At 59.9% G+C, this 23,903-nt stretch carries 16 protein-coding genes; 12 read left to right on the top strand and 4 right to left on the bottom strand.

From position 1 onward, the window contains the following. Positions 1-5: 5 nt before the first annotated feature. From sppA to mltG, 4 genes are all read left to right on the top strand, one after another. On the top strand, positions 6-1,841 hold the full coding sequence (sppA, locus tag H4684_RS12465) for a signal peptide peptidase SppA (RefSeq protein ID WP_192623977.1): 1,836 nt from the start codon (positions 6-8) through the stop codon (positions 1,839-1,841). 168 nt (positions 1,842-2,009) lie between these two features. Then, on the top strand, positions 2,010-5,561 hold the full coding sequence (locus H4684_RS12460; RefSeq protein WP_092191051.1) for an FAD-binding and (Fe-S)-binding domain-containing protein: 3,552 nt from the start codon (positions 2,010-2,012) through the stop codon (positions 5,559-5,561). Beyond that, a complete protein-coding gene (gene ruvX / locus H4684_RS12455) occupies positions 5,558-5,959 on the top strand; it encodes a Holliday junction resolvase RuvX (RefSeq protein WP_192623976.1) in 402 nt (133 codons plus the stop codon). The genes H4684_RS12460 and ruvX overlap by 4 nt, the downstream gene beginning before the upstream one ends. Beyond that, the gene (mltG, locus tag H4684_RS12450; RefSeq protein ID WP_192623975.1) at positions 5,956-6,996 is read left to right on the top strand and encodes an endolytic transglycosylase MltG; all 1,041 of its coding nucleotides are present in this window, start codon (positions 5,956-5,958) and stop codon (positions 6,994-6,996) included. The genes ruvX and mltG overlap by 4 nt, the downstream gene beginning before the upstream one ends. A gap of 21 nt (positions 6,997-7,017) precedes the next feature. Here the strand turns inward: mltG and H4684_RS12445 are convergent, their stop codons facing one another. Genes H4684_RS12445 through H4684_RS12435 form a run of 3 tightly spaced genes read right to left on the bottom strand, consistent with a single transcriptional unit; the run spans position 7,018 to position 13,058 of the window. Beyond that, positions 7,018-8,127 carry an HD-GYP domain-containing protein gene (locus H4684_RS12445; RefSeq protein WP_225940401.1) on the bottom strand — a complete coding sequence of 370 codons (1,110 nt, stop codon included), beginning with the start codon at positions 8,125-8,127 and terminating at the stop codon, positions 7,018-7,020. Beyond that, positions 8,127-12,215, bottom strand: coding sequence for a response regulator (locus H4684_RS12440; protein WP_192623973.1), 4,089 nt, complete (start codon positions 12,213-12,215; stop codon positions 8,127-8,129). The genes H4684_RS12445 and H4684_RS12440 overlap by 1 nt, the downstream gene beginning before the upstream one ends. Continuing rightward, on the bottom strand, positions 12,216-13,058 hold the full coding sequence (locus H4684_RS12435) for a PhnD/SsuA/transferrin family substrate-binding protein (protein WP_225940400.1): 843 nt from the start codon (positions 13,056-13,058) through the stop codon (positions 12,216-12,218). It lies immediately after the preceding gene. A 328-nt stretch (positions 13,059-13,386) separates the two neighbouring features. On the opposite strand from H4684_RS12435, the gene H4684_RS12430 reads away from it, so the two are divergent. The 8 genes from H4684_RS12430 to H4684_RS12395 all read left to right on the top strand — a co-directional run bounded on the left by H4684_RS12430 (position 13,387) and on the right by H4684_RS12395 (position 22,462). Then, positions 13,387-14,931, top strand: a complete 1,545-nt coding sequence (locus H4684_RS12430; protein WP_092191041.1) for an ABC transporter substrate-binding protein — start codon at positions 13,387-13,389, stop codon at positions 14,929-14,931. A gap of 142 nt (positions 14,932-15,073) precedes the next feature. Beyond that, positions 15,074-16,048, top strand: a complete 975-nt coding sequence (locus H4684_RS12425) for an ABC transporter permease (protein ID WP_092191039.1) — start codon at positions 15,074-15,076, stop codon at positions 16,046-16,048. Then, positions 16,048-16,965, top strand: coding sequence for an ABC transporter permease (locus tag H4684_RS12420; protein WP_092191037.1), 918 nt, complete (start codon positions 16,048-16,050; stop codon positions 16,963-16,965). The genes H4684_RS12425 and H4684_RS12420 overlap by 1 nt, the downstream gene beginning before the upstream one ends. Positions 16,966-16,968: 3 nt before the next feature. Then, positions 16,969-17,943: an ABC transporter ATP-binding protein gene (locus tag H4684_RS12415; protein WP_092191035.1), complete on the top strand. Its 975-nt coding sequence runs from the start codon at positions 16,969-16,971 to the stop codon at positions 17,941-17,943. Positions 17,944-17,946: 3 nt separating this feature from the next. Continuing rightward, positions 17,947-18,969 carry an ABC transporter ATP-binding protein gene (locus H4684_RS12410; protein ID WP_192623972.1) on the top strand — a complete coding sequence of 341 codons (1,023 nt, stop codon included), beginning with the start codon at positions 17,947-17,949 and terminating at the stop codon, positions 18,967-18,969. A 38-nt stretch (positions 18,970-19,007) separates the two neighbouring features. Next, a complete protein-coding gene (locus H4684_RS12405; protein WP_092191435.1) occupies positions 19,008-19,469 on the top strand; it encodes an acyl-CoA thioesterase in 462 nt (153 codons plus the stop codon). Positions 19,470-19,582: 113 nt separating this feature from the next. Next, positions 19,583-20,206, top strand: coding sequence for a queuosine precursor transporter (locus tag H4684_RS12400; protein ID WP_192623971.1), 624 nt, complete (start codon positions 19,583-19,585; stop codon positions 20,204-20,206). Between the two features lie 249 nt (positions 20,207-20,455). Next, entirely contained in the window at positions 20,456-22,462 is a 2,007-nt protein-coding gene (locus tag H4684_RS12395; RefSeq protein ID WP_192623970.1) for a methyl-accepting chemotaxis protein, read from the top strand. A 116-nt stretch (positions 22,463-22,578) separates the two neighbouring features. Here the strand turns inward: H4684_RS12395 and H4684_RS12390 are convergent, their stop codons facing one another. Further along, positions 22,579-23,853, bottom strand: coding sequence for an OmpP1/FadL family transporter (locus H4684_RS12390; RefSeq protein ID WP_192623969.1), 1,275 nt, complete (start codon positions 23,851-23,853; stop codon positions 22,579-22,581). Positions 23,854-23,903 lie beyond the last annotated feature (50 nt).

The raw sequence follows: 23,903 nt of genomic DNA, 5'->3' as shown, positions 1-23,903 counted from the left end.
ATCCCGTGGAAATACTCGCCCGCATGAAAACAATACTGAGCATACTGTGGAAGGTCCTGAGCACCACAAGAGTCGTCGTCGCCAACATTTTCTTTCTGGTGGTGGTCTTCATCCTCCTCGGGGTATTTTTTACCGATACGGAAGATGCGTTGCGCCAGAACTCGGTCCTTCTGGTCAACCCGGCCGGAACCCTGGTCGAACAGCGCAGCGCGCCGGAAGCGGCCGAGGCCCTGCTCAAGAAAATGGGCCGGGAGACGGCCAAGGCAGACGAGACCAAAACCCAGGACGTCATAGACGCCATCCGCAAGGCCGCCACGGATCCCAAAATTCTGGCCCTGGTCATCGACCCCCGGGACCTGCAGGGCTGCGACACGACCAAAATCCTCGACATCGGCAAGGCCATCCTCGATTTCAAGGAGACGGGAAAACCCGTGCTCGCGCACTCCATGGTCTACACCCAGGGCCAGTACCTGCTGTCGTCCTATGCCGACACGATCTCCGTCAATCCGCTGGGCGGAGTGCTGATCACCGGATTCGGCATGTACCAGACCTATTTCAAGGGCCTCCTGGACAAGACCCGCATCAATTTTCACGTCTTCCGCGTTGGCGACTACAAGACCGCCGTGGAACCCTTCGTACGCGAATCCATGTCCGAAGAAGCCCGGGAGTCCGGGCGGGAATGGCTGAACGGTCTCTGGCAGGCCTATCTTGACGAGGCGTCCAGGAACCGTGGCGTCTCCCCTTCCGACATCATCTCCTACGTGGAGAACATCGACACCAGACTTGCCGCGACGGGCGGCGATGCCGCGCGCCTGGCAGTGAATGCGCAACTGGTCGACGAAATCAAGACCTCCACCCAGTTCGACCAGTTGCTGGCCGGCAAGACCGGAAAGAGAATCCAAGACCTGCACCGGGTCGGCTTTCAGGACTACCTTGCCATGTCGCCCTCCTCCGAGCCCTCAGGCAAGGAAGTCATCGGCATCATCAGGGCCCGGGGAGCCATCCTGCCCGGCAAGCAGCCGGAAAACATGACCGGCAGCGAATCCATCGCCGAACTTTTCCAGAAGGCGCGACAGGATCCCGCCATTCTGGCCGTGGTCCTGCGTCTGGACAGCCCCGGCGGGAGCGCCGCCGCCTCCGAGGAAATCCACCACGAGATCGCCCGCACCCAGGAGGCCGGCAAGCCCGTCGTGGTATCCATGGGCAGCGTGGCCGCCTCGGGAGCGTACTGGATCGCATCCGGCGCCAACCGCATCGTGGCCGCTCCGACCACCCTGACCGGCTCCATAGGCATTTTCGCGGCCTTCCCCACTTTCGAAGACACGGCCATGAACCTTGGCATCACCACCGACGGCATCGGAACCACCGCCCTTGCCGATCTGGGCAATCCCCTGCGGCCCCTGTCCGCCCAAAGCGAGAGGGCCATCGGGCAACTGCTGCGTTTCGGCTACGACCTCTTCATAAACCGCGTGGCCAGCGGCCGCAGACTGCCCGCGGCCGAAGTCGAGAATTCGGCCCAGGGACGGGTCTTCCTGGGCCGCGAAGCCCATGACCGCAGGCTGGTCGATCAGCTCGGCGATCTGGACGACGCCCTGAAGACCGCCGCCAGCCTGGCCGGACTGACCGTGGTCAACAGCAAGGAACTGCGCCGGGAGCCCTCTCCCCACGAAAAGATCCTGCAGGCCTTTTTCTCGACGGCCCAGGCCCTTTTCACGCAACAGTCCCCGGCCGTGTCCAGACTGCTGAACATGGTCGAGACCCAGGCCCGGGTTCTGGAAAGCTTTGCCGATCCGAACCACATCTATGCCCGCAGCATGGAGTGCGAGGGCTCTCTCTTCTGAGCGAATTCCCCGCCCGGCGCCGGTCGCCGGGCGGCCCCTCTCTTTTTGCGCCTTGCCAACCCCTCGCCTTGTGTTTAAAAATACGGGTTTGCCTAACCGCGAACCCGCTTATCGCGTCCCGTCCAAAAACCGCAGCGGCCGCCTGCCGGCCTTATATATGGAACCGACATGCCTCAAAAAGGACCACATATCTCCCTTGCTCCCGAACGCCTGGTCAAACGCGTTCTGGGCCTCCCGCTCGAAGAATTCCAGACCTGGCCCGAATACCTGCAGCAGCTGGCGCTGGATCTGGCCGAAGAACTTTTCATCATCCGCTACAACCCCTTCATCCCGGCCAAGGATGTTCGCCAGAGCGTAAACGCCCGGTTGCAGGCCGAACGCGCGGCCCTGTCCCCGGAGTACTACCGCGAGCTGTCCGGTTGTCTTGAGCGTTTCTGGCAGAGCTACGAAGCCGACCAGAAATTCAAGGCCACGCTGATCTCGCGCCTGTCCTCGATCATGAACAAGGAGCAGATCGTCTCGACCTCGAACAACCTGATCGAGTGCTCCACCGACGCCACCGACCTGCGCATGGAATTGCCCGCCCTGGTCGTCTTTCCGGAAAACACCACCCAGATTCAGGGCATCATCCGTCTCGCCAACGAGATGGGCTTTCCCATCGTGCCCCGTGGCGGAGGGTCCGGCCTGACCGGCGGAGCCGTGCCAGCCAAGCCGCGCAGCGTGATTTTAAGCCTGAGCCGCTTCAAGGACATCCTCGACATCGACGTGCAGGCCCGGACCATCACCGTGCAGTCCGGAGTCATCACCCTGACCGCCATCCAGGCGGCGGCCGCCAAGGGCCTGCTCCTGACCGTGGACCCGGCCTCCAAGGCGGCCTCGTCCATCGGCGGCAACGTCTCGGAGAACGCCGGCGGTCCCTTCGCCTTCGAATACGGCACCACCCTCGATAACCTGCTGTCGTACAAGATGGTCCTGCCCACGGGTGACGTGATCCAGATCACCCGCAAGGACCATCCCCGGCACAAGATCATGCCGGAAGACACGGCAGTGTTCGAGATCACGGACGAATTCGGCAACAGCCGCGAGACCATCACCCTGCAGGGCGACGAGATCCGGGGCACGGCGCTGGGCAAGGACGTGACCAACAAATTCCTGGGCGGCCTGCCCGGAGTGCAGAAGGAAGGCGTGGACGGCATCATCACCGAGGCCACCTTCACCCTGTACCCCATCCTGCCCCACTCGCGAGTCATGTGCCTGGAATTCTACGGAAATTCCATGCGCAACGCCATGTACGTCATAAAAGACATCGTGGCCCTGCGCGACGAGATCCGCACCCAGGGCGACCTGGTCAAGCTCTCGGCCCTGGAGGAGTTTGGAATCAAGTACGTCCAGGCCATCGAATATTCGAAAAAATCGCAGCAATTCGACGGTATCCCCATTTCGGTCCTCATCGTGCAGCTCGATTCCATGGATGAAGAGGCCGTCCTCGATGCGGTGCACCGCATCACCGAGATCTGCGAACGCTACGACAACGTCGACAGCTTCATCGCGGCCGACGCCCATGAAGCGGAGGTGTTCTGGCACGACCGTCATCAGCTTTCGGCCATCTCCAAACGCACCAGCGGATTCAAGCTCAACGAGGATATCGTCATCCCCCTTGAGGTCATCCCGGATTTCGCGGACTTCCTGGAGGAGCAGAACCTCCATTACCTGGCCATCGCCTACCGCGAAGCCCTGCAACAGGTTCAGCTCCTGCCCGGCATCGAGGTCGACGACGAGTTCATCCGCATGGAGATGGACGTGGCCTCGTCCATCATCAAGGGCAAAACCACCAAGGAGAGTCTGCCCGAGCAGGAGCTGGAGCTTCAGACCTCCTTCTTCTTCCAGCATTTGAAATCCAAGTACCCCAAGGTGCACGAAGAGCTGACCAAGATCTTCGACAACATGCTGGCCACCCGCGTGGTCATCGCCAATCACATGCACGCGGGCGACGGCAACTGCCACGTCAACCTGCCGGTCAACTCCAACGATCCGCGCATGCTCGGGCTGGCCGAAGAGGCGGTGGAAAAGATTTTCCACAAGGTGCTCGAATTCAAGGGACAGGTCTCGGGAGAACATGGCATCGGCATCACCAAGATCGGCTTTCTGGCCGAGGAAAAGATCGCGGCGCTGCGGACCTACAAGAAAAAGGTCGATCCCAACAACATCTTCAACCCCGGCAAGCTGACCCAGCGCGACCTGGTGGTCGTGCCCTACACCTTCTCCTTCAACCGGCTGATAAAGGACATCAACAAGACCGCGCTGCCGGGCAAGGAAAGCCTGATCAACCTGCTCCTGAACGTCCAGACCTGCACCCGCTGCGGCAAATGCAAGCAGGTCTGCCCCATGTACCTGCCCCAGAAGGGGCTGCTCTTTCATCCGCGCAACAAGAACATCACTCTCGGCGCGCTGGTGGAGGCCATCTACTACTCGCAGTTGCAGAACGGGGAACCAGAGACGCGCCTTCTGGGCGAACTGCGCAAGATCCTTGAGCATTGCACGGCCTGCGGCAAATGCTACGCCATCTGTCCGGTGAAGATCCGCACCCAGGACGTGACCCTGCAGATGCGCGCCTACCTTGAGGAAAAAGGCGCGGGCGGACACCCGTTCAAAAACCGGGTCCTGAACCTTTTGAGCCAGGACCCGCAGACCACCCTGCCCAAGATGGCCAAGATCGCGGGCATAGGCCAGGAGATGGGCAACCGTGCCGTCGGACTGTTGCCCGCCAAATGGCGAGAGCGCCTGGACAGCCCGCTGCTGCGCGGCAAGGGCCCAAGCACCCAGTTCCGGAATCTCAAGGAAGGTCTCGGCCTGGCCAGGGGCAACATCATCACCGCCGAGAACCTCGGCAGCAAGCGCGCGGTGATCTATTTTCCGGGCTGCGGCGCGGGGCTCTTCTACCGCTCCATCGGCATGGCCGCGGTGCGCCTGCTGCTTGACGCGGGCGTGAGCGTGATCCTGCCGCCGGACCACCTGTGCTGCGGGTATCCGCTCCTGGCGTCGGGCTGCAAGGATCAATTCGAGCGCATCGGCATGGAAAATCAAAAGGTCATGGAAGGGCTGATCCGCCAGGCCGAGGCGGCTGGATTCGTCATCAAGGCGGTGCTGACCTCGTGCGGCACCTGCCGTGAAGGCATCCGCAACTATCGGCTCAAATCCCTGGAAACGAGGCAGGTGGAATTTCAGGACGTGGTCCAGTTCATCATCCAGCAGGGCAAGGGCAAATTCGGGCAGGGACCGGAGCAGCTTCTCTACCATGCGGCCTGCCATCACGAATGGACGGGAGTTTCTCCCCTCAAGGCCGGGGAAATCTACGCGTCGGAACTGGGCAAGATGGTCGGCTCCAAGGTTGCCATTTCGCCCCACTGCTGCGGCGAATCGGGCCTGGGCGCGCTGACTTCGCCCAAGATCTACAACCGTCTGCGCTTGCGCAAGAAGGAGCAGCTCGCCACCGACCTCACGGGCTACTCCGCCGAAAGCCCCGTGGTCGTCGGCTGCCCGTCCTGCAAGATCGGCATCAGCCGCACCCTGCTTGAGATGGGCGTGAAACGCGATGTCGTGCACACGCTCGAATTCCTGGCCCGGCTCAGGCACGGCGACACCTGGCGCAAGGACTTCCACAAGCTGTTGGCCAAGTCTTCAGCGCAGAACGACGTGCAGACGCTGACGCGGATTCCATGAAGATACTCGGCATCGATTACGGCCAAAAGAGAATCGGACTGGCCATGGCCCGGCACGGCATGGCCTTTCCGTTCAAAACCGTGGAAAAAAGCACCCGCGACAAGCTCTTTGCCGACCTCATGGGCATCATCGAGAGTGAAGGCGTGGAGGCCATCGTGCTGGGCCTGCCCCTTGACATGAACGGAGCCGAGACCCTCACCACCCGCCAGGTCCTGAACTTTCGCGACAGCCTGGCCAGGCGAACCGAGATTCCCATCCATCTGGTCAACGAGGCCCTGACCTCCTTTGACGCCCGGCAACGCCTCAGAGAAGCCGGCGTGCCGGAACGAAGGCACAAGGAAATGCTCGATCAGATGGCCGCGGTCTGCATTCTGGAAACGTATCTGGGGAATTCATGAAACTTTGGCTGAAGCTCTTTCTGGCAGGAATCGCGCTCATGCTGCTCGCAGCCGGGGCCACGCTCTTCGCGGCCCGGCAGTTCATCGAGACTCCGCTCGACATGGCCGCGAACGCCACGGTGATTTTCAATGTGGAACCGGGGGAAAACCTGTTCACGGTCTCCGCGCGACTGGAACGGGAAGGACTTGTACGCTGGGGCGAGGCTTTCCGAACCTACGGACGTTTGCGCAAGGCCACCTTGCAGGCCGGAGAATTCGAGCTCTCCGCGAGCATGTCGCCACGGCAGATCCTTGAAGTCCTGGCCTCCGGCAAACCCATCCTCTACCGTCTGCACTTCCCCGAGGGGCTGACCATGCGCGAAGTGGCACTGGCCGTGAATGCGACCGGGCTGACCACGACCGAAAAGTTCCTCGCGGCCTGCCGCGACCGGGACTTTCTTGTTTCACAGGGAATAAACGCCACAGACGCCGAAGGCTATCTCTTCCCCGAAACCTATTTTTTCCCGCGCATCCCGGACAAGAATCCCTACCCCATCCTGAAAGCCCTGCTGGGCCAATTCAAGGACACCGTCGCGGATCTGCCGCAGGCGCGGGACCCCGAAGAACTGCACCGCATGGTCATCCTGGCCTCGCTGGTGGAGAAGGAGACGGCCGTGCCCTCCGAGCGTGGCACCGTGGCCGGAGTCTATGCCAACCGCCTGCGTGTCGGCATGCTCCTGCAATGCGACCCGACCATCATCTACGGCCTGGGTGAAGATTTCGACGGCAATCTGCGCCGCTCCCATCTTCAGGACCCCAAGAATCCCTACAACACCTATGTCCACCCGGGGCTCCCCCCCGGCCCCATCTGCTCCCCCGGCGCGGCGGCACTGCAAGCCGCTTCCAACCCGGAAAAACACGACCTGTTCTACTTCGTGGCCAGACAGGACGGTTCCCACCACTTCAGCCGGTCCCTGCGTGAGCACACCAATGCGGTCATCAAGTACCAGCGCCGGGGCAAGCCGTTCCCGGACAGCTCGGGCGGGAAAGGCAATTGACACCGCGACGACGGGGCATTTTCAGCACATAAGGGCTTCGCGCTGTTCGTCGGACTCGGAATTGAACAGCGCCACCTGCCTGAAGCCCGGAGCGAACTCGCCGAAGACACTCACCAAATCGGGATCAAAATGCGTCCCCGCACCGTCGATGATTATCTCCATCGCACGGGTATGGGTAAAGGGCGCCTTGTAGACCCTGCGGCTGATGAGCGCATCGTACACATCGGCCAGGGCCATGATCCTGCCCGAAAGAGGAATGTCGGTCCCGGCAAGTCCTCTGGGATACCCGGTGCCGTCCCATTTTTCGTGGTGGGTGTACACGATGTCCTCGGCAATCTTCAAAAAAGGCATCGAGCCGAGCTTCTTCTGCACGGAGAGGATGGCGTTGCGGCCGTAATCGGTGTGGCGCTGCATTTCCCGGAATTCGTCGGCGTTCAGCGGACCGGGCTTCAGAAGAATCTGATCCGGCACTCCCACCTTGCCGATGTCGTGCAGGGGCGAAGAGAGGGCAAGGATTTCGATGTAGTCACGGCTCAGCAATCCGGCGTAGTTGGGCAGACTTCGCAATTCCTCGGCCAGCAAGGTCACGTAGCCCTTCACGCGATGAATGTGCAGTCCGGTTTCGGGATCGCGATACTCGGCCAGTGCGGCCATGCTCTCGATGGTGGCCTGCTGGGTCAGGATGAGCTCCCGGGTCCGCTCCCTGACCTTTTCCTCCAGAATTTCGTTGTGCCGCCGCAGATCCTTGTGAGCCTGCGCAAGCGACAGATGCGTCCGCACCCTGGCCCTGAGTTCCTCGACTTCAAAAGGCTTGCTGACATAGTCCACGGCTCCGAGCTGGAAACCCCTGGACTTGGTGTGCAGGTCCGAGAGCGCCGAAATCATGATGACCGGCACCGCCCTGGTCTCGGGGCGGCTCTTGAGCTTGGCCAGGACCTCATAGCCGTTCATGCCCGGCATCATGATGTCGAGCAGAATCAGATCAGGGGGTGAGGCCTGCACCATCTTCAGGGCCGTGACCCCGTCAAGCGCCACGGCGAGCTCATAGTCGGCCCCAAGAGAGTTGACCAGTATGTCCAGATTCAGCTTGGTGTCGTCGACCGCCAGCACCCTGCAATGCGAAAGCTCCATCATCGTCCCCTGTGCATCCGTTCCAGCATGTTTTCCACAAGCGCCAACGCCGGCGCGTAGTTGTACTGATCCATGAGAGCGCAAACCCGGGCCACATCTCCCTGGTAATTCCTTGAAGGAATCGCGTTGCAGAGCTTGTCCGCCACGGCCTGACAGTTCATGGGCGTGCGTGAGCGCAATCCGGGCAAAAGTTCCTCCAGCAACAGAGCCAGATCCCGGTCATCCAGAGCGGGAAGCCGACGGTCCTTGGCCGTGAAATCCCCAATCCTGCCTATTTCGCTGAGCATGGCATCAAAGCTGATGCGCATTTGAACGTACAGGGCGTCAACCTCGTGCAGGTTTTCAGCATCCAGAGCGCGTTCAAGATCAGCGGCCGCCGTCACGACCCTTGTGGCGCCAAGATTGCCGCACATCCCGAGCAAAGTGTGCACATACATTCTGGCTTCCTTGAACGCTCCGCCCTCAAGCTGGGCGCGCAGCACGGACATGGCCTGTGAATACTCCCGGCGCACCTGCAAAAGAGTCTTGAAATACGCATCCTTGTCGCCCAGAAAACGCCTCACTCCTCCGCACGTGTCGATGTCCCGCAAGACAGGAACGTCCTGACTTTCCGGCATCTGGACAGGCAGGGCCACGCGGCAGGCCTTGGGTTGCAGCCAACGGTTCAGCACGCGATACACCTCGTCCGGATCGATGGGTTTGAAGACATGATCGTCCATGCCTCCTTCCCTGATCCGCTGCTGCTCCTCGGGGAGGACATGAGCCGTCATGGCCACGATGGGCAGGCCGACCAGGCGCGTGATGGACTTTATCCGCCGCGCGGCCTCGAAACCATCCATGAGGGGCATCTGGATATCCATGAAGATCAGGTCGAACTCGCCCTCCTCGGCCATTTTCAGGGCCTCCCGGCCGTTCGACGCCAGGACCACGGTCAGGCCTGCCTGCTCCAGAATGCCCTTGGCCACCTGCTGATTGAGTTCGTTGTCCTCGGCCAGCAGGATGCGTCCGCCATCATACAGGGACCGGCTCTCGCCGGCGAGATTGACGGGACAATACTGGCCGAGCTGCAAATCAACGCCCAGGGCCTCGGACACCCCGTTGGCCAGGGATGTGCGGCTCACGGGCTTGGTCACCACGGCCGCGAACCCATGTTCGGGGGCGCTCTTGATCAACGTACCCTGGCCGAAGGGGCACAGCAGGATCGCCCGGGGAGCAGGATCAGGGCCGGGAAGACGGGCCATGCGCTCGAAGAGATCAAAGCCGCTCATATCCGGCAACTTCCAGTCCACAAGCGCGAGCCAGGGCGCGCCGTCTCGGTTGTTTTCGAGCACGTCGAGCCCCAGAGCCGCCGAAGCCACCCCCACGGCATCCAGACCCATGCCGTGCAGAGCATCCAGAATGACTTGGCGGGATGAATCCAGGTCGTCGATGACCAGCATGCGCCACTGACGGGCCTCTTCCAGAATTCCGGAAAAATCGCCGGCGGACGGAGCCGTGGATGAGAGGAGAAAGTCAGCCTTGAAAGCGAACGTGCTTCCCTTTGCAGGTTGGCTGCTCACGCTCAATTCCCCGCCCATGAGTTCCACGAGGTGCTTGCAGATGGACAGCCCCAACCCGCTGCCCCCGTAGCGTCTTGTGGTCGAGGCGTCTCCCTGGGAAAACGGGCTGAAGAGGGTTTTGATCTGTTCCGAAGTCATGCCGATGCCGGTGTCCATCACTTCGAAGCCAAGCCGCGCGGACTGGCCCGCAGTAGTGTCCTCAAGGGAAACGCTGACCCGAATCTCTCCCTCGTGCGTGAATTTGGCGGCGTTGCCCGCCAGGTTGATCAGGATCTGGCCGAGGCGCAAGGGATCTCCGATAAGCACACGCGGCACATCGCCGCCGACCATGATCACAAACTCCGGCCCCTCCTGGACGCGCACGCCCACGACCGCAGCCAGATTATCCAGAACCTCGGTCAGGTCGAACTCGACATTCTCCAGGGCGATCTTGCCCGCCTCGACCCTGGAAAAATCAAGGATGTCGTTCAGGATGCCAAGCAACGCCTTGGCCGAGCGCTCGACCTTGGTCAGATAATCGCGCTGGCGGATGGAGAGGTCGGTGCCGAGGGCCAGGTGGACCATGCCGAGAATGGCGTTCATGGGCGTGCGGATTTCATGGCTCATGATGGCCAGAAAACTGCTTTTGGCCTGGTTGGCGACTTCCGCCTCGCTGGCCAGCTTCTCGGCGCGGGCGATGGTTTGCTCGAGCTGCCGGTTGAGCATCCGCATGGACTCCTCGGCCTCCTTCCTGTCCCGGATGTCCACCAGACACTCAAGCAGCTTGTCCGTTCCGCCGACACTGATCCTGGTCACGGTCTTGAGCACCGGAATGCCTGTTCCGTCCGAACGGATCATCATCCGGTCGGAATTGTCCATGTTGCGGCCCAGATCCACTATGGGGCAACGGCTCTCGCTGGCCGGACACAGGAAGCGGTGACAGCGCTTCCCGACGATCTCCGCTTCGGGCGCGCCAAAAAGCAGGGCCGCGGCCGGGTTGATCTTCTCGATGATTCTGGTCTTCGCATCGATGATGATCAGCCCCACCGGGAGATGCTCCATCAGGCTGCGCTGCAGAAATTCGCTCTCCTGCAGTGCCATTTCCGTGTGCTTGCGCTCGGTGATGTCGTGAAAGGCCGTCACCGTGCTGACGAAAAGCCCCTTGCTGAAAATTGGACGGCTGGCCACTTCCACCTGCAGGAGTTTTCCGTCCTTGCCCAGAAAGCACTCCTGCGCGTCGTACGGCTCACCACGGCTGAGCGCCTTCAGAAACGGGCAGTCGGACTTCGACAGGTACGTGTTCCCTTTGTGGCAATGAAAGATATCGTGACCGATCCGCCCCAGAAGTTCCTCTTCGGAGTATCCGAGAATCTGGCACCCGGCCGGATTGATCCGGGTTATGACGCCCTCGGGATTGGTGACGTACACGCCTTCGGCCAGTGCGTCGTTCATTGCGCGCAGATTGCCGCGCTCTGCATCAAGGGCCAGACTTCGCTCACGCAGTCTGGAAATCAGCACGAAAAGCAGGGCCAGAACCCCGGCCGCAAGAAACATGGAGGTATGGAACTCCCGCCGGTATGAGGCCACGGCCCGATCACGCGAGTAGCTGACCAGATAGCCCGTGGTGCGCTCCAGGATATCCTTCAGAGGCAACAGGATCACATCGAAATCGGCGCCATCGACATTGACGCTGGTGGCGAAAGACAGGCCCTGCTCCATGGCGGCATCCAGGTCCGGATCACCGGCGAGGGCCTTGTTGATGCTCAGAGCCTGCGGCGACAGGGGCGGAGGGCTGGTCGGCAGAAAGGCGTTGGCGTCCTCCACCAGAAAATCGGGATTCAGGGTCGATGCGCTGTAGAGCCATTTTTGTTCGGGAAAAAGCAGCGCGTCGTTCAATTCGCCGGATAGGATGAACGAACTTTCGCGGCCGGGGTCGATGCCCGCCAGCGCGTCGCGCAGTGCCTTGGTGGTGATGAGCGTCTCCACGCTACCCAGATGCCTGTCGCCATCGCCCAGGGGAAATATGTAGCGAAATCCCGTGCCCGTATGTCCGATTTCAAAGCCCTGCGCGGGCTTTTTGAATTCGCTTGCGTACTTCACCAGCGGGCGGGTTTCGAAAAGCCGGTCTCCGTAATGCTCGGACATGTTGAAGCGCAGGAAACTCGTGCCGTCGGCCAGATGAAAATGCAGCTGGCGCAGGTTTTGACGCTGCATGGCCTCGAAAAGCGGAAACAGCTTTCTGTAGAGACGCCCGCGCGCCAGCGCCTTTTCGTTCTCCTGCGCCCCGGAAGCTTCGCGCATGAGTTCGAGCACTTCCCCGGTATTCAGGGACGTGTCGTAAAATCCCTCCATGGCCAGTCGGTACATCTGCACGCTGGCCTTGAAAGCCGTCTCAAGGACGCTCTTCTTCTCGGAGAAATGAGCCCGCTCCTTCTGGGCGAAGTGCGTGTACAGAAAAAAACAGGCGCCAAGGCCGATGACAAGGGTGAGCACCACCAATAAGTGGCGCTCGTTGATGGACTCACGGATGGATTCGCGGATGGAAGCCATCTAGAAGTTTCCGGTTTCCGGAATGAGGGTGTCTCCAAGCAGCTCGCGCACCGGAGCATAATCGCCGTCCCGGGCAGGCACCGCCCCATGGCGGATGTTCGCGCCCCAGGTTTCGAGCAGCGCCTTGTCCCTTCCGGCCGGATCAAGGCGGGTCAGGGCATCGCGGATGGCTTCTCGCTCCACGGCGCTCAAGGTCGCGCCGTTGCCGATGAGGGCGAAGGCAGGAAGCGGGGACGTGCGGGCCAGCACGACCAGCCCGAGGTGTCCATATTTCTCGGCGATGGCGGTCTTGAGCCCGCCGATATCGAACTCGCCGCGCACCACGGCCATGGCCACCTCGTCGTGCTTGCTCACGTAACGGTACAAATTTCCGGCCAGACTGGAGCCCTGCTTGCGCAGCAAGCCGTTGGTGGACAGAAAGCCGCAGGTGGACAAAGGCTGGGTCAAGGCGACCTTGCGCTTCTCCATGTTGGCCAGGGTGAAATTCGCGTCGGCGAGGGCGACAATGGAGCATGTGTAAAGAGGCCTTCCCGAAGCTTCGTTGAAATGAACCAGCGGCACGGCGTGCTCGTCGATGCTGCGAAGCGACACGTAGGGCAGCGGCCCCAGGTAGGCCAGATCGACCTTGCCCTGCCTGAATTTTTCCAGAATCTGAGCGTAATTGTCAGAGTAATCGAATTCGATTTCATGCCCCAGGGTCTGCTTCAGGTAGAACGCCAGGGGCATGAACTGCTTGAGCACCGTCTCCCGGCTTTCCATGGGCAGAGGGGCGAAAACGATGGTCCGGGCCTGGAGCGGGCACGGAAGCAGCAAAAAAATCATCCAGAAAAATATCGATCGCATGCGAAGTCTCCACGGACAAGTTCAAGCGCTGATGCAGTGAAAGTGCGGCACGTTAGCCGCGATGCTTACGGAAATCCAGCCCACAGGCGGAATTCGGCGGCGGGGCCCTGGTCATCGACCAGAACCGATTATATATAGTCCGGGGAAATTTTTCGCTTCAGTTATTTTCCATAATCAGCTATGCGTATTGCCGCCTTGTCATCTACGGCCAGGCACGAATCAGATTGTTTTGCCAAATACTTATCAACCAGCCCAAGCTCATGTGAAAACCCCGCCGGGATGTTCCCGGCAGGACGTCATACCGATTCATCATTCAAGGAGGTTGTTTGTGAAAAAACTGCTCTTTTTCGCACTGGCATTCATTTTTCTTGCTACGTCCGCCCAGGGCAAGACGCTGAAAATGGCCCTCGACGCCGACCCGGAATCCATGGACCCGCATGTCCAGCTCTCCGGCGGCATGCTGCAGTACACCCATCTGTGCTTTGATCCGCTGATCCGCTGGACCAAGGACATGAAGTTCGAACCGCGCCTGGCCACCAAGTGGGAGCGCATCGATGATTTGACCGTGCGTTTTTATCTGCGCGAAGGCGTCAAGTTTCACTCCGGCAACACCTTCACTGCGGCCGACGTGGCCTGGACCATGGACCGCCTGAAGAAGAGCGAGGACTTCAAGGGTCTGTTCACGTCCTTCGCCGAGCCGAAGATCATCGATGACTACACCATCGACATCATCACCACCGAGCCCTATCCGCTGGTGGAAAACATGGCCACCTACATTTTCCCCCTTGATTCCAAATTCTACACCGGCACCGACGAGAAAGGCCTGCCCAAGGACGCCATCGTCAAGACCGAGTACTCGTTTGCCAACCAGAACCAGTCCGGCACCGGTCCCTTCTACGTGGAATCCCGCGAGCAGGGCGTGAAGATGGTCTACAAGCGCTTCGCCGACTACTGGGACAAGGACAGCAAGGGCAACGTGAGCGAGATCATCCTCACCCCCATCAAGGAAAACGCGACCCGCACGGCGGCCCTTCTGTCCGGCGGCGTTGACTTCATCGCCCCTGTTCCTCCCCAGGATTTCGATCGTCTGAGCACCAACAAGGACATCAATCTGGTCAGCATGGCCGGCAGCCGCATCATCACCTTCCAGCTCAACCAGAAGAGAAAGCCCGAATTCGCCAACCTGAAGGTTCGCCAGGCCATCATCGCGGCCATCGACAACGCCGGCATCGTGGCCAAGCTCATGAAGGGCACCGCCACCGCCGCGCAGCAGCAGGGTCCCGAAGGCTTCGACGGCTATGTGGAAGGTCTGACTCCCCGCTTCGATCTGGCCAAGGCCAAGCAGCTCATGAAGGAAGCCGGATTCGAGAAGGGCTTCGAGGCGACCATGATCGCCCCCAACAACCGTTACGTGAACGACGAAAAGATCGCCGAGGCCGTGGTTTCCATGCTCTCCAAGATCGGCATCAAGGTCAGCCTCAAAACCATGCCCAAGGCCCAGTACTGGGATGAGTTCGACGCCCAGGTGGCCGACATCCAGATGATCGGCTGGCATTCCGACACCGAGGACTCCGCCAACTACTCCGAGTACCTGCTCATGTGCCCCAACAAGGACACCGGCAAGGGCCAGTACAACAGCGGCAACTACTGCAACGCCAAGCTTGACGAACTGGTCAACCAGGCCAACGTCGAGAACGACCGCGTCAAGCGCAGAGCGCTGCTGCAGGAAGTCGAGAAGATCGCCTACGAAGATGCCGCCTACGTGCCCCTGCACTGGCAGAATCTGTCCTGGGCAGCCAAGAAGGGCGTGGACATCGAGCCCGTCGTCAACATCATGGACTTCCCCTACCTTGGCGACCTGGTCGTGGAATAGTCCCGTTTGAAGACTTGATCCATTCGCCAAGACTGTGTACGCGGGGCAGGCTTTTCACGAGGCCTGCCCTTTTTCGAACAAACACCCCCCGTCCGCGCGGCCGCAGGCGCTCCTGACCGTCAGGACGGCAACGGATTCACACATGTTTGCATTCACTGTCCGCCGTATTATTCAAGCCATCATCGTCATGCTCATCATCAGCTTCATCGGCTTCGCCCTCAAGCAGAGCGTGGGCGACCCGGTGCGGGAACTGACCGGCATTTCGGTTTCAGCCGCCGAGCGCGACGCCATCCGCGAGAAGCTGGGGCTCAACGACCCGTTTCTCATCCAGTACGGACGCTTTTTGAAAGGCGCCATGCAGGGCAACATCGGCCAGTCCTTCTTCTACAAGAAGCCGGCCATGGAAGTCATCCTGAACAAGGCTCCGGCCACCATCGAGCTGGTCATGTGCTGCACTTTCCTCATTGTCGTCCTGTCCATACCCATGGGCATCTACAGCGCCATCTATCCCAAAAGGCTGCTTTCAAGGCTGATCATGGGCTTGAGCACCATCGGCGTGTCCGTACCAATTTTTCTCATCGCCATTCTGCTCATCTACGTCTTCGCCATCGAACTGAACTGGTTGCCGTCCTACGGGCGCGGGGAAACCGTGAACGTCTGGGGCTGGGAATCCGGGCTGTTGACCCTCGACGGCCTGCGGCATCTCATCCTGCCGACCACGGCCCTGACCGCGCTGATGCTGCCGCTCTTCGTGCGCCTCATCCGCTCGGAGATGATGGAGGTGCTAGAGACCGAATACGTCAAGTTCGCCTGGGCCAAGGGCCTGCCGCGCATGCGCATCTGGTTCGTGCACGCCTTCAAGAACACGCTCCTGCCGGTCATCACCGTGGGCGGCGTTCAGATCGGCACCATGATCGCCTTCACCATTCTGACCGAGACGGTTTTCCAGTGGGGCGGACTCGGCTTTCTTTTCCTGGAAGCCGTCGAGCGTGCCGACACCTCGCTTCTGGTGGCCTATCTGATTTTTGTCGGCATCATCTTTGTCGTGGTGAACACCGCCGTTGACATCATCTATGGCCTGGTCAATCCCATGGTCCGCATCACAGGAAGGAAATAATGAGACTTTGGAAGCAATTCCGCGGCTCGTACTTTTTGTACAGTTTTCTGCATGACCCCGTGGCCATGAGCAGCTTCGTCGTGCTGACCGTGCTGACCCTGTCCGCCTTCGGCGCGCCGGTCATCGCTCCCCACGACCCCTATGACACCACCACCATCAACATCATGGACTCGGAACTCCCGCCCGTGTGGATGGACGGAGGCGACAAGAGCTTCACCCTGGGCACCGACGCCCAGGGCCGGGACATGCTCAGCACCATGCTCTACGGCATGCGCATCTCGCTGATCATCGGCGTCGGCGCCGTGTTCATGCAGGCAGTCATCGGCATCGTGCTCGGCCTTCTGGCCGGATACAAGGGAGGAAAGATCGACAATTTCCTGATGCGCATGGCCGACGTGCAGCTCAGCTTCTCGACCCTCATGGTGGCCATCTTCCTCTCGGCCATCTTCCAGGCCGTCTTCGGCGTGGCCTCTTTCGAGCGCATGGCGGTGCCATTTCTGGTGCTGGTCATCGGCATCGCCGAGTGGCCGCAGTACGCGCGCACCGTGCGCGCCTCGGTCCTGGCCGAGAAAAAGAAGGAGTACGTGGAGGCGGCGCGGGTCATGGGCCTGCCCGCGGGCCGCATCATGTGGCGGCACATCCTCCCGAACACCATGTCGCCCATCCTGGTTCTGTCCACCGTACAGGTGGCCCACGCCATCATGAGCGAGGCCGCCCTGTCCTTTCTGGGGCTGGGCATGCCCATCACCAAGCCGTCCCTGGGATCGCTCATCAACTCGGGCTTCGACTACATCTTCAGCGGTTCGTGGTGGATCACCATGTTTCCCGGATTTCTGCTCGTGCTGCTGATTCTGGTCATCAACCTGCTCGGCGACTGGGTGCAGGACGTTCTCAACCCCAAACTGTACAAAGGATGACCAATGACCCATCTTCTTGAAGTGCAGGATCTGGTGGTCAAATTCGGCCTGCGTTCCGGAGACCTCACGGCCTTGAACGGCATCAATTTCACGCTCAATCCCGGCGAACGCATGGGACTGGTGGGCGAATCGGGCGCGGGCAAGTCCGTGGCCGGGTTCTCCATCATCAACCTCATAAGCAAGCCCGGATTCATCGCCTCCGGCCGCGTCCTCTTCGAAGGCGAGGAGATCAGCTCCTATCCGCTGGAGCAGATGCGCGACATTCGGGGCAACCGCATCAGCATGATCTTCCAGGACCCGATGATGACCCTGAACCCCGTGCTGACCATCGGCACCCAGATGGTCGAGACCATCCAGGCCCACAATCAGGTCAGCACCGCCCATGCCCGCGAGATCGCGCTCGAAAAGCTCCAGAAGGTCTACATTTCCTCGCCCGGCAAACGCCTCGGCCAGTATCCTCATGAACTCTCCGGCGGCATGCGCCAGCGCGTGGTCATCGCCATATCGCTCCTGACCAACCCGAGCCTGATCATCGCCGACGAACCCACCACGGCCCTTGATGTGACCATCCAGGCCGAGGTCATGGCCCTGCTCCTTGAACTGTGCAAACACGAGAACATGGGGCTCATCCTCATCACTCACGACCTTGGCGTGGTCTCGCAGGTCACGGAGAAGATCGCGGTCATGTACGCCGGGCGCATCGTGGAGCAGGGTTCGACCACAAGCATCGTCGGAAGTCCCCGGCACCCCTACACCAAGGGCCTGATCCAGGCACTGCCCCAGGGCGGGAGCGGGCGCGGCAGGCTGCACCAGATTCCGGGCATGATGCCCAACCTGACCAGCATCCCCCCGGGCTGCGCCTTTCATCCGCGCTGTGAACACGCCATGGACATCTGCCGGCGCGAGACGCCCGGACTCTTCGGCAATTCGGACAACTCGGGCCTGGTGGCCTGTCATCTTTACGCGCAAACCAGGTAGATCATGACAGCACAAAACAACTCCCTCGTGCGGATCACCAATGTGGTGAAGCACTTCGACATCTCCGGCGGCTTTCTGGACCGGATCAGCTTTTCCGGCGCGATGCCGACCCTGACCACGACCACGGTCAAGGCCCTGAACGACGTCTCCCTCGACATCGTGCAGGGCGAGATTCTCTCCGTGGTCGGCGAATCCGGCTGCGGCAAGTCCACCCTCGGGCGCACGGTGCTGGGCCTTTACCCGCCCACCAGCGGCGAAATCGCCTTTCGCGGGCAGCGCATCGACAATCTCTCGCCCAAGGAGATGCTCCCCTACCGCCGCAAGATGCAGATGGTCTTTCAGGACCCCTATGCATCGCTGAACCCGCGCATGACCGTGCGCCAGATTCTCGAGGAACCGACCCATTTCCACTTCCCCGACCTTTCGAATTCGCAGGTCCGGGACAAGGTGGCCGAGGTCATGCGTCAGGTGGGAGTCGACCCGGCCTGGGCCGGACGCTTTCCTCACGAATTTTCCGGCGGCCAGCGCCAGCGCATCAGCATCGCCCGCGCGCTGATGGTCGACCCGGAGTTCATCGTGGCCGACGAGCCCATCTCCGCCCTGGACGTATCCATCCAGGCGCAGATCCTGAATCTGATCATGGACTGTCAGGAACGCTTCGGCCTGACCTACATGTTCATCACCCACGATCTTTCGGTGGTCGAGCACATCAGCACCCGCGTGGCCGTCATGTATCTGGGCACGCTCTGTGAACTGGCCAGCAAGGAAAACCTCTACGGCGATCCGCGCCACCCCTATTCCCGCGCGCTGCTCTCGGCCATCCCCAAGCTCGGCGGCAAGGGATTTTCGCACATCCGCCTCAAGGGCGAGATGCCCACTCCCATCCTGCTGCCCACGGGCTGCGTCTTTCACACCCGCTGCCCGTTCGTCGACGAACGCTGCCGCCGTGAGATTCCGCCTCTGCTGCCCCAGCCGGGCGGCAGTCAGGCCGCCTGCCACGCACTGGAAGAAGGACGGCTCTCGTGAGCTCTATCGCCCGCAAGGTCAGCGAAAGCGAGACCCTGATGACCCACCGCGCCCTGCCGGAAGACGCCAACCCGGCTGGGAACGTGCACGGCGGGGTGATATTGAAGCACCTCGACCTGGCCGGGGCAGTCTGCGCCATGCGCCACGCGCGCATGAGCGTGGTCACGGCCTCCATCGACCGCATGGAGTTCAAGGCCGCCGTCAAGGTGGGAGAACTCATGCTGCTGCACGCCAGCGTGAACAGGGTCGGGAAACAGTCCATGGAGATCGGGGTTCGCGTGGTGGTGGAAAATCTCATGACCGGAGAGCAGCGTCACGCGGCCTCGGCCTACCTGACCTTCGTGGCCATGGGCCCGGACAAGAAGCCCGCGCCCGTGCCGGACCTCATCCTTGAGACTCCGACTCACCAGCGCCGCAACCGCGAAGCCATGATGCGCCGCGAATTGCGTCTGGAAGAACGCAAACGCGAACGACTGGCGCAGGAATCCGAACAGGCCTGACCGGAAAACCTGTCGGACCCCTTTTTCTGATCGTGCGCATGCCCAAATCCGGCATTTACAGCCCAGCCGCTTCAGTCTAGGGAAAGGCCCGAATTCATCTTCCGGAGCATCCCATGAACGCAATCGTCATTCTCGTGGCGTCCTATATCGCCCTGCAGATATTTTCCGATGTCGGTTCCCTGCGCATCGTCATACTCGGCGGCATGTCCATCGACGCCGGCACCTTCATCTATCCCCTGACATTCACCCTGCGCGACATGGTCCACAAGACCATGGGCAAGCAGGGCGCGCGGCTCATGATCATCACCGCCGCCGGCTTCAATCTGCTCATGGCCGCCTATTTCTGGATGGTCTCCATTTTGCCGCCGGACATGGGCGTGGGCTCGCAGGCGGAGTTCGGACAGGTGCTGGCCCCCCTGTGGCGGCTTGTTTTCGCGTCCATCATCGCCGAAGTCATTTCCGAACTGACCGACACGGAAATCTACAGCCTGTGGAAGGAAAAGGTCACGGCCCGGCATCAATGGTCCAGGGTCCTGGTCAGCAACGCGGTCAGCATCCCGCTGGACAGCCTCATCTTCTGCTGGATCGCTTTTGGCGGCCTGTTCGAGGGGGCCGTGGTCTGGTCCATATTCTTCAGCAACACCCTGATCAAATTCGCCACCACCCTCGTGTCCCTGCCTGCCATATATCTGGTCAAGGAAAAAGAAAGCGATCCTGCAGCCACAAACAACTGCTGACCACATTTTCGCACCAGAAAAGAGCACTGAAGTGCTCCTGAAAGCCGGGTAACCGGCTTTTTTTTGGCTCTCCGCCCTGCGCCGATCATACATTCATGACCGACCGCAAAAGCCGATTCTGTGACAAGAGCATTTCCTCTCAAAAAACACTGGATTTATCCTGCTCTACTCATATACATAAAAATATGTACCCCCCCTTTGAACCAGCCCGTCACATCAGCCCATCCCCAAACGGGGAAGGAGATCCGCATGAAGCTCTCCATTCGAAAAAAGCTTCTTTTGGCCTTCACCACCACCATCCTGACCTCGATCCTGATCATATGTGTCGTGCTGGGGCTCCAGATTCGTGAATCGTCCATCGACACGTTTCACAATTCCGCGGGCAAGGAATTATCCCAGATAGACCGGGCCATCGGCATCTTTGTCGACAAGGCGCTGAAAATGACGACCATGATCGCCCGCGACGCCCTGGTGCTCCAGGCCGATGAAAGCCTGCACAGCTATGTCGAGGAGACCGTGAAGAAAGCTCCCAAGGACATCGTGCGCAGTCCGTTGGAAGAAAATATTGCGCGGTTTTTTAAAAATATCCACACCACGCATCCCGAATACGTCGAAGTGTTTCTCGGCACCAAATGGGGCGGCTTCGTCTCTTCAGGCGAAAGCGAGATGCCTCCCGGTTACGATCCCCGCAAACGCCCCTGGTACACCACGGCCATGGCTACTCCGAACAAGGCATCCATTTCTCCTGCCTATCTTTCGACGACGGGCGAGGCGGTCATCAGCAACATGTTCCCCATCACCACCGAAGGCGGCGAGATCATCGGCTGCACAGGGCTGGACGTGGGGCTCGGGGTGCTGACCGAATTGATCGAAAAGTCTCCCATGGGCCAGACAGGATACGTGATTCTCGTACAGGACGACGGGACAATCCTGGCCAACCCCAGGCATGAAAACCTCAATTTCAAGAAGATGAATGAAAGCGATGTCCCGGCATTGGCGCAACTGGACACGATCGACCAGGGAGGAATGGAAGTGGTCATGGACGGTAAGGACTGGTTCGCCCAGGTGCACACCATCGAGGGACTGGGCTGGAAGCTCATTGGAGTCATCGAAAAAGAGGAGGTCATGATCGGATTCAACTCCATGCTGCGCAAGATGGCGATCATGGCCGTGGTGCTCGTGGCCATATTCCTGACTCTGGCCGCATTCTTCGCCAACACCATGGCCAGACCCGTCATCAACGCCACCGGCATGCTCAAGGATGTGGCCGAGGGTGAAGGAGATCTGACACGCAAGCTCGAAGTGACCTCCAACGATGAGATCGGCGAGATGGCGCGCTGGTTCAACACCTTTCTGGAAAAGCTGCGCGTCATAATCAGCGAGGTTGTCTCAAACGGCGGAAGCCTGAACAACGCTTCGGACCGCCTGCTGTCCATCTCCCAGGCTTTGACCTCCGGTGCGAACGAGGCGGCGCGCAAGGCAGAGTCCGTGGCCGCCGCGACCCAGGATCTCAACACAAGGTTCGGCAGCGTGGCCGCCGCCATGGAGCAGACCACCCAGAACACCAACATGGTGGCCACGGCCACCGAAGAAATGGCTGTGACCATAACCGAGATCGCCTCCAACACCGAAAAGGCCAGAACCGTCGCCGGGCGGGCAATGACCGAGGCCGATGCCGCGACAGCCGCAATGAGCGCGCTGGGCGACGCGGCCATGGATATCGGCAAGGTTACCGCCATCATCACCGAGATTTCGGATCAGACCAACCTGCTGGCCCTCAATGCCACCATCGAGGCCGCGAGAGCTGGAGAAGCTGGGCGCGGGTTTGCCGTTGTCGCCAATGAAATCAAGGAACTGGCCAAGCAGACCGCGACAGCCACGGAGGAGATCAAGGAGCGTATCGTCGAGGTCCAGGGAACGTCCAAGACCACCGAAGGTCAGATCATCACCATCTCCAAGATCATCGAAGAGATAAACAACATCATCGCCAGCGTGGCGGCCGCCATCGAAGAGCAGTCCGTGGCCACGCGCGACATCGCCGGCAACGTGGCGCAGGCTTCGCAAGGACTGCAGGAAATCAACGTGAACGTGGCCCAGAGTTCGGCGGTCATAAGGGACATCTCGGACGAGATAGCGGACGTGAACAGCGCGGCCGAAAGCACCAACCGGAACACGGCGGAAGTGGCCCTCAACGCGGAAGAGCTGCGCCGGCTGGCCTCCAACCTCTTCAACCTGCTCGGGCGGTTCCGTACCTGAGCCGAAGCGTTGCAAAAACCCGCCCCCCCTCCCTGCGCCGAAAACAGAGCATAAAAAAACGCCCCGCGATGCGGGGCGTTTTTTTTGACTTCAAGTGTCTGATTCCTGGATAAGAGCTAGAACTTGTAACCAATGGACAGGCCGACCATATGCGCATCGGCGTTGTCGATTTCACCTTCACGCACATAATCCGCTGCCCTGGCGTCAATGTCGCGATCCATGATCATAAGGTAAGTGTAGTTCACGTCCACAACCCAGCTGTCCCAATGAAAACCAAGACCACCGTTCAACAAGTGACGGTCATTGGCCGGGACCATGTAGTCGATGGTGTCGTCCTGAAGAGGAGACTGGTCATAGACGTATCCTACGCGCAGATCGAGCCAATCCAGAGCGGCGTATTCAACACCGATGTTGAAGCGCCATACGTCATCCCAATTTTTCTCCTGAACTGTCTGATCAACAAGGCCAACGCCTGGCTTGAGAACAACCGCATCTCCATAATTGATCTTCAGTTCGTCATACTTGCTCCACAATGTATATACTGCTCCAACTTCGACACTAAGCCTTTCCAGGGGATATATTGCGACGCCAAAAGAAAAAGAGTCAGGCAATGTTACAGTTCCACTTGCAGATGTATCTGTAAAAGCTACTCCAGGAACTCCAGGATATGCATAAATCCAGTCAGGAGTAGAGAATTCTGCATCTCCATTAACTTTCATCGTCACAGGACTTCTGTAAGAAAGACCAATCTTAGCATAATCACATGGCTGATAATGCAAAGCCATATTGAATCCGTAACCCCAACCATCGGCTTCAAGCTTTAAATCTCCATCTGGGTTTGAAGAATATGGAGCAAGGCTGAATTTTTGTTTTTTAGAAAAATTTAAATACATCGCTTCGACACCAAACGCAGCGGAAAGCTTGTCTGTAACCTTTACAGCCACGTTGGGATTGATGGACATGGATTCGATAATGGCTTCGTAGGAATTGTAACGGCCGCCCCAATCTTCATCAAAAACGGAGCCCAGGCCGAAGCGGGAGAACGTTCCAAGGCCTATGGAGTAGCGGTCGTTAACCTTCCAGGTGGCGAAAAAATGCGGCGGAATCCAGAGGGAATCCTTGTCCGAGGAATACCACTTGCCGTCAGTCTTGAGGTCAAGCACCGGATGAATTGCCGTGAACCCGCCCAGAACCTGCAAGCCATCAAGCTGGGTTATGCCTGCCGGGTTTGTGGCAAGGGCGGATGGATCGTCAGCACGGCCCACCGTGGCCCCGCCCAGGGCGTTGCCGCGAGCGCTCCATTCATAAATGCCGAACCCGGCCGCAAAGCCGAATTGCGCGGTTAACAGCACCAGACTCCAAGCAATGACCCACGATTTCAAAGTTTGCATCCATCCTCCCCTTAGTTGCACTGTTTTCGCCACAAGCGAAGCACCTTAAG

Source organism: Desulfomicrobium macestii (assembly GCF_014873765.1).
In the GTDB taxonomy this organism is placed as follows: Bacteria; Desulfobacterota; Desulfovibrionia; order Desulfovibrionales; family Desulfomicrobiaceae; genus Desulfomicrobium; species Desulfomicrobium macestii.
This window is presented reverse-complemented; position numbering and strand designations above follow the sequence as displayed.